Source organism: Rhizobium leguminosarum, assembly GCF_010668065.1.
GTDB lineage: Bacteria > Pseudomonadota > Alphaproteobacteria > Rhizobiales > Rhizobiaceae > Rhizobium > Rhizobium leguminosarum_S.
Map to the genome: position 1 here is coordinate 331493 of NZ_WUEN01000006.1, position 10468 is coordinate 341960.

At 55.6% G+C, this 10468-nt stretch carries 9 protein-coding genes; 6 read left to right on the forward strand and 3 right to left on the reverse strand.

Annotation, left to right across the window (positions count from 1 at the left end; all coding sequences use genetic code 11):
• The first annotated feature begins 477 nt into the window (after positions 1 to 477).
• From GR198_RS19595 to GR198_RS19605, 3 genes are all read left to right on the forward strand, one after another.
• Positions 478 to 1614 (forward strand): esterase-like activity of phytase family protein, encoded by a 1137-nt coding sequence (locus GR198_RS19595; RefSeq protein WP_130788609.1) that lies wholly within the window; start codon positions 478 to 480, stop codon positions 1612 to 1614.
• Between the two features lie 137 nt (positions 1615 to 1751).
• Positions 1752 to 2096 (forward strand): hypothetical protein, encoded by a 345-nt coding sequence (locus tag GR198_RS19600; protein WP_164023870.1) that lies wholly within the window; start codon positions 1752 to 1754, stop codon positions 2094 to 2096.
• A 92-nt stretch (positions 2097 to 2188) separates the two neighbouring features.
• Positions 2189 to 2515: a hypothetical protein gene (locus tag GR198_RS19605; protein WP_130788611.1), complete on the forward strand. Its 327-nt coding sequence runs from the start codon at positions 2189 to 2191 to the stop codon at positions 2513 to 2515.
• 216 nt (positions 2516 to 2731) lie between these two features.
• On the opposite strand, the gene GR198_RS19610 is transcribed toward GR198_RS19605, so the two are convergent.
• Both GR198_RS19610 and GR198_RS19615 read right to left on the reverse strand, forming a co-directional pair.
• Complete coding sequence (locus tag GR198_RS19610; protein ID WP_164023869.1) at positions 2732 to 3406, reverse strand: phosphatase PAP2 family protein; 675 nt, start codon at positions 3404 to 3406, stop codon at positions 2732 to 2734.
• Between the two features lie 365 nt (positions 3407 to 3771).
• Complete coding sequence (locus tag GR198_RS19615; protein WP_131661339.1) at positions 3772 to 4554, reverse strand: outer membrane protein; 783 nt, start codon at positions 4552 to 4554, stop codon at positions 3772 to 3774.
• A 542-nt stretch (positions 4555 to 5096) separates the two neighbouring features.
• Between GR198_RS19615 and GR198_RS19620 the strand changes: the two genes are divergently transcribed.
• The gene (locus GR198_RS19620; RefSeq protein ID WP_164023868.1) at positions 5097 to 5480 is read left to right on the forward strand and encodes a hypothetical protein; all 384 of its coding nucleotides are present in this window, start codon (positions 5097 to 5099) and stop codon (positions 5478 to 5480) included.
• 481 nt (positions 5481 to 5961) lie between these two features.
• Here GR198_RS19620 and GR198_RS19625 read toward each other — a convergent pair whose 3' ends face one another.
• On the reverse strand, positions 5962 to 6993 hold the full coding sequence (locus GR198_RS19625; RefSeq protein WP_409514058.1) for a polyamine ABC transporter substrate-binding protein: 1032 nt from the start codon (positions 6991 to 6993) through the stop codon (positions 5962 to 5964).
• Between the two features lie 1101 nt (positions 6994 to 8094).
• On the opposite strand from GR198_RS19625, the gene GR198_RS19630 reads away from it, so the two are divergent.
• On the forward strand, positions 8095 to 9039 hold the full coding sequence (locus GR198_RS19630) for an MBL fold metallo-hydrolase (RefSeq protein WP_164023866.1): 945 nt from the start codon (positions 8095 to 8097) through the stop codon (positions 9037 to 9039).
• Positions 9040 to 9740: 701 nt separating this feature from the next.
• Positions 9741 to 10468 (forward strand): glutamine synthetase beta-grasp domain-containing protein (locus GR198_RS19635; RefSeq protein WP_164069431.1); only part of this gene is annotated, 728 nt, incomplete at its 3' end.

The window sequence follows — 10468 nt, forward strand, 5'->3', positions numbered from 1 at the left end:
AAAACTGGCTTCTCCTGCGATTGGCAGGGCAAGATCGCCCTGGCGAGCTGCCGGCGGAGTAGCAGGCATTCCTTCCAAGAGCCGTCTTGACCCGAAACGGCGCGACCGATCACAGGTCCCCGCCATTCGCAACAGTTGAAACCGAAACGCTCGCTTCTGAAACGAGGAAGCAACACGCCAACGCCATCGTGCAGCTGCGGTCGGCGCGGCGGTAAGCGATGCAGGTTATCCTAGGCTCGCGTAGCGCTGTGAAGGGTGTGAGCGAGAGCAACAATCGCAGCGGGGACCGGACGCCGGTGATGATGCTGACGGGAGGCTAAGGTCACAACTTTGATTTCCACTAAGGCGTCCGTCACGTCGCCCTTGCAAGATTGCCGAACGCAAAAACCATCACCTTTGTCACTGCAGGTCCACCGAGACTTCGGTCGATAAAAGCTGTGGTCGCTTTCAGAAATTAACAAATATCGGAGAATCATCATGCTCGGGCGTTTCCTTATGACTGCCTCTTTTGTCATTCTATCCAGTGCTGCGTCGATCCATGCCACCGAAATCGGCGCGACCGTGGAGACACGGTGCCCGTTTGGCGACTGCGCGGCAGGAATTTCCCTTTCCTATTTGGGCGAATTTACACTGCCGGGCGACTACATGGAAAATGGCACTCCCCTTGGCGGCCTCTCAGGACTTGATTTCGTTGCCGCTACCGGTCGCTATATCGCAGTTAGTGACGATCGCTCGGAGAAAGGTCCCGCTCGCTTTTTTGATCTTGATATCGATGTGAGCGCTGCCGGCTTAACCGGCGTAACGGTTGGAAATCGCGTTGTGCTAGAGGATAAGGACGGTCATGCCTTCGCGCCCCGCAATGTCGACCCGGAATCCATTCGGATCGGCAGGGACGGCATCTATTGGGGCAATGAGGGCGACGCGAAGACGCTCGCGCCCCCATTCGTTCGCGTGACCTCTCATGATGGCGCTTTCGTGCGAGAGCTAAAACTGCCCGACGGGTTCGCACCGACGTCCGACAAGTCGGCCGGTATTCGCGACAACCTCGCCTTTGAGGCTCTGGCCGTCACACCTTCGGGTGACGTATTTGCCGGACTTGAAGCCGCACTCTATCAGGACGGGCCAAACCCTTCGCTTACGATTGGCAGCTTGTCGCGCATCATCCACTACGACGGCACGACCGGGGAGCCGAAAGCCGAGTACGTTTATCCGGTTTCGCAGATCCCGCAGGTCGCCACGAAGGCTGGCGGCGGCAACGACAATGGCTTGTCGGAGATGATTGCCCTCGATGACCATCGTCTGATTGCCGTTGAGCGCAGTTTCGCGCAGGGCTTTGGCAACAACGTCAAACTCTTCATGATGGATCTGGCGGATGCAACCGACGTTTCCGGCATTGCATCGCTTGCAAAGAGCGACGAGCGTATCGTGCCAATTCGCAAAAGCCAAATTCTCGATCTGCGCGCCATCGGCCTGACCCCGGATAACATCGAATCCATGGCCATCGGCAAGGCAAAGGACGGCACCGATGTCTTGATCCTCGCTGCGGATAACAATTTCTCGGGCTCGCAGAGAAACCAGTTCTACGCCTTCCAGATCAAGCGTTCACCCCGGTAAAAGCCATGTATGGGCGCCGATAGATTCTCGCCCATGCATCTCATCGATCTTGCTTATCTCCCGGGACCTCGCCATTCCGGAGAGGGCAAGATTGGACTGGAGACCGGATCTCGATCGACTACGCCAGCAGCCCAAGCATGCTGCTGGCGTTTTGCCGTTTCGATCTGCCTTCGGCGGGCATCGAGCAACGATGGTGTTCCAGCGTCTTGCTGGAATGGAGCGTACGGTGCTTCCTGGCGCGGCCTTCAAAGGCGTTTCTGATGTCGATGTCGCAGCTTTCTCTTGCCGTCTCGTTTCCCAGGGGCGCTTACCTGCGCATGCGATCCAGTGCGCTGGCGGCCAGGCCGTTCCATCTGCTTCATGCGCGGCGCATCGGGGCGACCACATCGGTCAAGAACGTCGCGTCGCCTAAACCATCAATACCCGCCTCTGTCAAATCCGGTCTGCTTGGGCAATCCGTATTTCAAATGACGTCATTTTGATTCGATTGCACATTCTGAGATAGCCGACGCCCGTGAAACTGATCTCGCATCCGGCCGGAGCATAGAGTTGATACATCTGAGAGGATAAATTCATGTCAAAGAGATTGTTCGCAATCCTTTCCATCGCTGCATCATGCGTAATTGCAGATCTGACCGTTAGCGAGGCCGTTGCCGCGCCTGTCTATGACAGAGCGACGAGCGCTGTCGAAGTAAGTTATCGGGACACGGAGCGAGGCTACTGGAACGGCTATCGCGGTTATCGTGCCAAACGCTTCGGCTATCGGAAGGGCCCTGACGGCTACTGGTATCCGGCAAAAGCCTTCGGGCGGGGTGGTTATTCTTATCAACCAAAGCCGTTGAGGGGCGCTTGCAACCTTGGTTTCAGGCCGACCAACGGACCTCATAACTGCAATTATTAATCGCGCTAGAAAACGCGGCCGGAGCGGCAAAGCGCCGAGATCCGGCCGCGAATTTCGTCTGACGCCTTCAGAAGGAAATCGGCGTGAGCCCCGTTTCTCCATAGCGACGCAATAGTCCGCTGACTTAGGGAATCGAATTTCACCTCGACCGATCGATGAGACCTCCGCTCTGGACGAGCGAGAGCAGGCTGACGCTGAAGCGCGCGTCTTCCTCCGTCAGCCAACGGGCTTGCCGAGGACGGAAGCATGGCGGCTTTTTCGCACCCCAGCAATGCCCCAGCCCAGCGCACAACCGAATATTACGTCGCTCGTCCAATGCTCCCCAACAAGCACTCGCGAGAGGCAGACCGCTATCACGGCCGCGAGGATAGGAATTCTCGCCTTGGGAAAGCTCATGGCCAATGAGCAGCCTATGGCTGCAGCCAAGGTGGCTTGCGCGGAAGGAGCGGAGGCAAACATGTCCTGCGCCGCGAAGGGTTGAAAGTGAAAGGGATCCCGTGAGATTTCGCTCGGCCTGGCACGGCCAATAATGCCTTTGAGGAGCGTGGCCGCCGCAACGGCCAAGATGCTGCGCGTAAGAAGGCTCGTTGTCAGTTCCAATGGGCCGACAAGACCAAGCATGCGAAAAATCCATCCGGCAATGAAAGTGCCTATCATGAGGGGAAGGACGACCAACGGATCAGTCAAGGTGGAAATCCAGCCGGCGGCGCTCCTCATCCAACCCAGAAGAGTGGGAACCATCGTCGCAATTGTCCTGTCGGCGACCACGGCAGTCAGCGCTGCTAGTACCAGAAGCCCGAGCGCAGTGGCGACCATCTTCAAGTCAAGGCCTGCTTTAAGCCAGCAGCTGCGCTTGGGTTTTCCACTCGCGGGCATTTTGTCAAAGTGCATGTTGGGGCCTTCCATTTGATGCTTACGACGACTGAACCGCGTTGCAATATACGTGGCCGGTCTATAGCGCGGCAGGCACACAGGAAATGCCTTGCGCCGGGAAGCCATCACCGATTTTGATCTCACTCAAGTTCTTGCGGTGACGGTGGATTCTGTTGGCGAGGTGCCGTCAGGGTCGACGCTCTTCCCGTCTGCTTGCGCCAGGTCGTCATTCTCGGCCAAAGGACCTTGAGCGGGTTCTGCAAACGGTGGCCCTATCGATCTCGTCGAAAGCTTTGCCATTTCGCCAAGCGTCTGATCTGGCGGGACGTGTGTGAATAACGCGGGTGGCGGAACGCGGCGCCCAGAGGCGCCGCGACTCGATTCTAGAACTTGTAATTGAGGCCAACACGGAACAGATGGCCGTCGTTGTTGAATTTGGAATCGTATCCGCCGGCAACGCCCGTGCCCGGAATGGCCTGAACGTTCAATTTTTCCTCGCCAAGATCATAGTAGAGATATTCAGACTTCAACGAGATCTTGCTTGTTACCGCATATTCAACACCTGCGCCGACGGCGTAGCCGACATTCGTTCCGGTCTTCTCACCAGTGAACTGTCGAACGCCGTTGGGGGCGAACATGTCCACACTCATCGTGCTCCTGCCGTAGGCGAGGCCCGCAGTGCCGTAGAACAAGGTGCGATCGAGCGCATAGCCCAGGCGTCCCCGCACGGTACCGAGATAGTCGAGCTCGGAGCGGAAGACGTTACCTTGAGCAAGTCCTGTATTGATCTGCGGCGTCACAATGTTTCGATCGTCATCGAGGTCGGTGAAAGAAATATCTGCTTCCAGGCCGTAGACGAACGAGCCGGCTTGCCAATTGTAGCCGATCTGACCTCCGCCAAGGATGCCGTTACGGTCCAGATCCACCGACCCCGGGCGCGCACCGGTGGCGATGTTTGCAATATTCGGCCCGAGTTGTCCTTCAGAGGAAATGTCTCCATCACCGCCAAAGCCGTAACCTGCATTGACGCCGACATAAAAACCGCTCCAGGAAAAGGTGTCAGGCGCCTCGGGCACCGGAGCCCCTTCAAAAGGGTCTGCAGCGATTGCCAGGGAAGAAGCGGCCAAGATGACGGCCAACGTCAGACTTACAGTTTTGTAACGCATTGCAATGATCCAATCTTCTTATCAGAATCGAGGGAAACCGGCTCGCACTTGTGCAACCGTTGAAACTCAGCCTCGCATGCCATCGGATTGATTGGCATTTCGGCCGCAATTCGCTTTCCATCCTCACCTAGCTTGATGAAGACGGTCGAGTGTTGAGCGAGCGCGTGATCCGTTGGTTTCGAGAACATGCCGAAACAGCTTGATCTGTAACAATGTGCCGCGGCTGGTTGTTCCAGCTCGATTGCCGCCGAGCGATAGCGCTTTCACGCGATGCACTTCACCGAAGTCGCGCCGGTTTGCTACGGACGGCGATGCGACGAGGCAGCGGCACCTCGCTCGGCAAAGATTCAGACCTGAATGTTAACGGCCCTGGCCTTAGGTCGCTACTCGGATGGCGGCGTGCCGAACCGATGCGGATGCATGCGGTTCTCTTGCATCATGGGCAAAGATTCAGCGCCGTTACAAATCAAACGGCCCCGCTCAGATCCAGCAATCGTCAAGCAACGTTCGACCTCGACTGATTTTCCAGTGAGCACTCAAAAATGAGCAAGCTTGCAAATTTCGAGGAGAGAGACAGCATGACAAGGCCTTTTTCCGGATTCCTCGCCAAAGACAGGCTGCAGATTTCATCCGACGAACTCGAAGAAGCATTGTTCCACGAACTGCGACTTCCAGCCGCTGCAGGCAACCACGACGAGAGCTCCGCTGATTCAGCAACGAATTGCGTCCCGCTGAGACAATTCCAGCGAGGTCAGCAGAACGGCAGTTCAATAGATGCGCAGCAAAAAGAGGATAGCCAGGGACTGCTGCTCGAATGCGTCGCAGCCGCCTTCCTATTCTGCGTCGTTGTCGTCTTCTACTACAGTTTGCTTTTAGTTATAGAAGAAGCGTTGCCGTTTCCAATTATTCATAAGTTGCAATTCTGACGGCACGTCGGACAAACGGGAGATAGCATCCTTCGAACCGGGTGATGCGCACTTTCGGCAACGGTGGACAGGTCGCGCTCGAGACCTATCGCTTCTCTTTTTACCGCAGCCATGGAATGCTGGCTCGGCAAGGCCTCGTCAGAACTTGAAGAAGCTGCAGTGTGTTAAAAGACAAGCGCGCCGTTCGCAGAGGTGATGGCAGCACGCGACTCGGGTCAGGAGCATCAGGAGGACCGCCCGCATATGGGATGGTCCTTCTTTGCGCACCTATTTTGGCGCGGACGTGGTGGGGGAAACGAGTTCACAGTCTTCAACGAGCAGGTTTGCCAAAGGGTAGGGTGCGACCAAGTGGCACCAAGTAATCGGCGGTCCTAAGTCAGTCCGGCAGATCGCTCCTGTTGGTTCGCCGAACCAACAGCTTGTCGGAATAAAAAAGGTTGCGATCGTGAGAAGCGTGAGACCGGCAACGGACCATTTAACGTCAATAATTGGTTTTTATGTTGACCCAGAGCCGGTTGAGAAGCCTTTGCTGATGTGCATTGTAAGGCGAGATGGAAAATAGCTTCGCCATCGTTTTTTCAGGCGGATATACAGCCGGATTGCCGGTAATGATTTCGTCGATCAACTTTTGAGAGGCTAGATTCCCATTTGCGTATTGAACAAAGTTTGACGCCTTGGCAATCACATCCGGCCGCATGAGATAATTGATGAAGGCATGGGCTTCATCGACATTCTTCGCATCCCCCGGAATGGCGAGATTGTCAAACCACACATATGCCCCTTCCTTCGGCACAACGAGTTCGATTTTTACCCCGTTCTTCGCTTCAGCCGCGCGAGCCTTGGCCTGAAGGATATCGCCGGACCAGCCGACCGCAAGGCATATGTCCCCGTTGGCTAGGTCGTTGATATAGGCCGAGGAGTTAAAGGTGCGAACGTAAGGGCGGCTCTTGCGGTACAAATCCGCCGCAGCCTTCAGGTCGGCAACCAGTTTGCTGTCAGGATCTTTTTCAAGGTAGTTTAGCGCAAGCGCGATGGTCTCATCGGGGGCATCCAATATGTTGACGCCGCAGTCCTTTAGTTTTGAAAGGTATTCCGGCTTGAATATGATGTCCCAGCTGTCGATGGGCGTGTCGCCAAACACAGCCTTAAGCTTGTCGGCATTGTATCCGATGCTGGTGGTGCCCCACATATAGTTGACCGCATACTGGTTGCCGGGGTCATGTTTTGCGAGACGCTCGGCAATCTCTGGCCAGAGGTTGGCAAGATTAGGAAGCTTGCTCTTGTCCAGCTTTTGAAGAGCACCGGCCGCAATCTGTCGGGCAAGGAACGGTCCACCGGGGACAACCACGTCGTAGCCTGAACCACCTGCAAGAAGCTTTGCTTCCAAAATACCGTTATCATCGAAAACGTCATAGACCACGGTGATCCCGGTTTCCTTGGTGAATTCCTCCAGGATCTCCGGATCGATATAATCTGACCAGTTGTATACGTGGACAACTCTCTCACTTCCCATCGAGTGAGAAGCTAATCCGAAGGCGACAGCTAAGCTGGCTGCGATATGGGTTGCGACTTTCATGCCTACTCCGCGAAAACGTTAGAAAGGCAGGCTCGAAGCGCCTGCTACCAATATTCAGCTTGTTCGCGGGTCGTTTCTGAATGATGTGAAAGCAGCGCCAAGTAGTTTCATTTGCAGCAAGGCTCGCAGCAGGCTGCGGCTGCTCTAAAGCGATCGCACAGCATCGCGGGTTTGCGGCAATGAACGGGGATGCGCGCTGCAGGCTGCCCGCTGCTGCCGGAAAAGGGTCTGCATGGTGTCGAACGCACGCAGATAACCCGGGAGCGTCAATACCCTTTGTCAGGCGGACCTTTGATGCTCCTTTGATGACGCCCTCGCGCGTGCTAGCGTCGCCATCTTCGGATCCAGTTCAGAACGGACGTCATCGTGCCATGGCGGTTTGGTTCATCGCAGCTTTCGTTCAAGATGCGCTGCTGCTCCGTTAAACTTTCAGGCGTGACATGCCAGGCGAGACCGAAAAGTGCAAAGCCCCGCGCATAGCTATTTTCGGCTGGCGGCGGGCTTGGAGGTTGGTCATCTGAAGGCCACACGAGTTTTAGCTGCGGCGGTCTCTTATTCGTTGTTGTTCGACGCTGATATTCGGGCATATGGGAACTCCGTTGTCCCCTACCGTCTCCTAAGGATGTTTCAAGCCGGTCACAAAATTGACTGAATGCTTTCAGTTGCAATAGGATCAGCACGCCAGGGGTACCTGCGCGATCAAAACCAACCGATAATTTTGGGTCCTAGGGCCATGCCTTCTTTGGTACAGGCTCAGCGATACGTTCGTCTCGCCGGGTCGATAACCACACATCGTAAGCTGGCGGGCGGCCTGAAACTCTTTTTCAGGAACGTTTAGACCGCTCGTAATCGGATCATCCCGCCTCGGGCAACAGGCGCTTAATCCTGCACCGGAACTTGCAATTTCCACCCAGTCACGACGGGCGGCGCTTACCTCGGCATGAGTTACATCTGATACGAAATGGCGTGATTCTAACATATCGATGAGAAGACAAGGGGGGAGGATAAACGACGATCAAGTAACGATGGACTTAAAAAATGGACCAGTCCGAGGCTCCTTGCGTGCGAGCATTCTACCATTCGCTGTCCGGAGCAGTGCAGTACGTGGTTTCAGATCCTGCTACCAAGGAATGTGCGATTATCGACCCGGTCTTGGATTTCGATATTGCGTCTGGTCGCTTTCACACTGGCAGTGTAGAGGTTCTTCTTGACTATATCTGCGCCAACCGGCTTCGAACGCGATGGATCTTGGACACACATCCTCATGCGGACCACGTTAGCGCAAGTGGCTATCTGAGCCAGGTGACCAAGGCTCCCACAGGCATTGGCAAAGGCGTGCTGAAAATGCAGCGTCTCTGGAACGACATCTTCAACATTGGCACCCTTCGAACAGATGGCTCTCAATGGGATCGATTGCTTGGTCATGGCGATACGATAAACATCGGCAGACTTGCGCTCACGGCGACTGCCGCGGCAGGCCATTCTTTGGGCTCGATCAGCTATCATATCGGCGATGCTGCATTCATCCATGACACGCTGATGATGCCGGATAACGGTACGGCGCGCTGCGATCTTCCGGGTGGCAACCCCACCGTGCTTTGGCATACGATCCAGACGATCCTGAGGCTTCCGCAAGACACTAGGCTATTCATTGGACACGACTATCGTCCAAACGCTCGCAAAGCTCGATGGGAAACATCTGTAAGAGCACAAGCAGAGACGAATATCGATCTAGTGGGGAAGGATCTGACGTCGTTTGTGACCCTGAGGAATCAGAGAGACAAGCAATTGCTGTTGCCGCGCCTCATGCTGGCTGCCCTCCAGATCAACCTTAATGGAGGGCGCCTGCCTTTGATCGACCGAATATTCGACGGTTACCCAGGCGTTGGCCCAGGGGTCAATCAACGACCTGTCGTTGGCCACGCTCTCGATATGCCCCGATATTGGCAAGCCAGAAACGTCTCGGCGGGAATGGAAAAGTGATCATGCTGATGTCTTCGCGGGCTGCATGAGTTAGGCTCACACGGGTGTCCCGGCCACAACATAATTGCTTGATTTTACCGCAGCAGCGCAAAATCACAGATGGCTATGCGGGTCAGCTCCTGCCGAGAAATTGGACATTGAGACATTGGAACAAAACGGAATCGTACTTGGAACATCGTCCGCCATGCGATCTGAAAGCTGCCTGTATCCCGCGAGCAAGATAACGGTGCACAGTCTCCCATAGGCTATCTCTCAGCTCTAAAATGAAAAAACACCCACACCGCAATCAAAGCGCCGAGGCATCTGGCATCAAACCTGTCACATCAAGATTTGTCCAGCTATCAGATCTTCACGAACGCTGGACCGTGTGGGACCGCGATGCCCGCATGCCAGCAGTTTTTGGTCGTGAGGCATGCATTGGCTTAAGCAGGAAAGCAGCCGACGACATGTGCAAAATCCTCATTGAAGTCCATGGCGCTTCCATCCCGTGGACGTGGGAGAAGTCAAGAAGCCGTCAAGAGAACGTTGGAGACTTGACCCACATTGCGTCAGGCTGCGCTGGATTATCGTCCGACGTGAGCGCCCACACGGATTCGCTTCGGCAATATTACAATAGCAAGCGGAATTGCCCGTAATAAAATCGAGCCGCAACCTGGTTCTTGCATGCCTCGCCTTGCTTGTGTTCAATCCCGAGGAAAACGATGACAAAATTTAAGCTCGAGTACATTTGGCTCGATGGGTACACACCAGTACAGAACCTGCGTGGCAAGACGCAGATCAAGGAATTCGATGAATTCCCGACGCTGGAACAGCTTCCGCTGTGGGGCTTCGACGGTTCGTCGACCATGCAGGCCGAGGGCCGCAGCTCTGACTGCGTGCTGAAGCCCGTCGCCATTTATCCCGATCCGGCCCGCACCAACGGCGCTCTCGTCATGTGCGAAGTCATGATGCCGGATGGCGTCACGCCGCACGCATCGAATGCCCGCGCCACCATCCTCGACGACGAAGACGCTTGGTTCGGCTTCGAGCAGGAATATTTCTTCTACCAGAACGGCCGTCCGCTCGGCTTCCCTGAGCAGGGCTACCCCGCTCCGCAGGGCCCTTATTACACCGGCGTCGGCTATTCGAACGTCGGCGACGTTGCCCGCGAAATCGTCGAAGAGCATCTCGACCTTTGCCTCGCTGCCGGCATCAACCACGAAGGCATCAATGCCGAAGTGGCCAAGGGCCAGTGGGAATTCCAGATTTTCGGCAAGGGCTCCAAGAAGGCCGCCGACCAGATCTGGATGGCACGCTACCTCCTGCAGCGCCTGACCGAAAAGTACGGGATCGACATCGAGTATCACTGCAAGCCGCTCGGCGACACCGACTGGAACGGCTCGGGCATGCATTGCAACTTCTCGACCAAGTACATGCGCGAAGTCGGCGG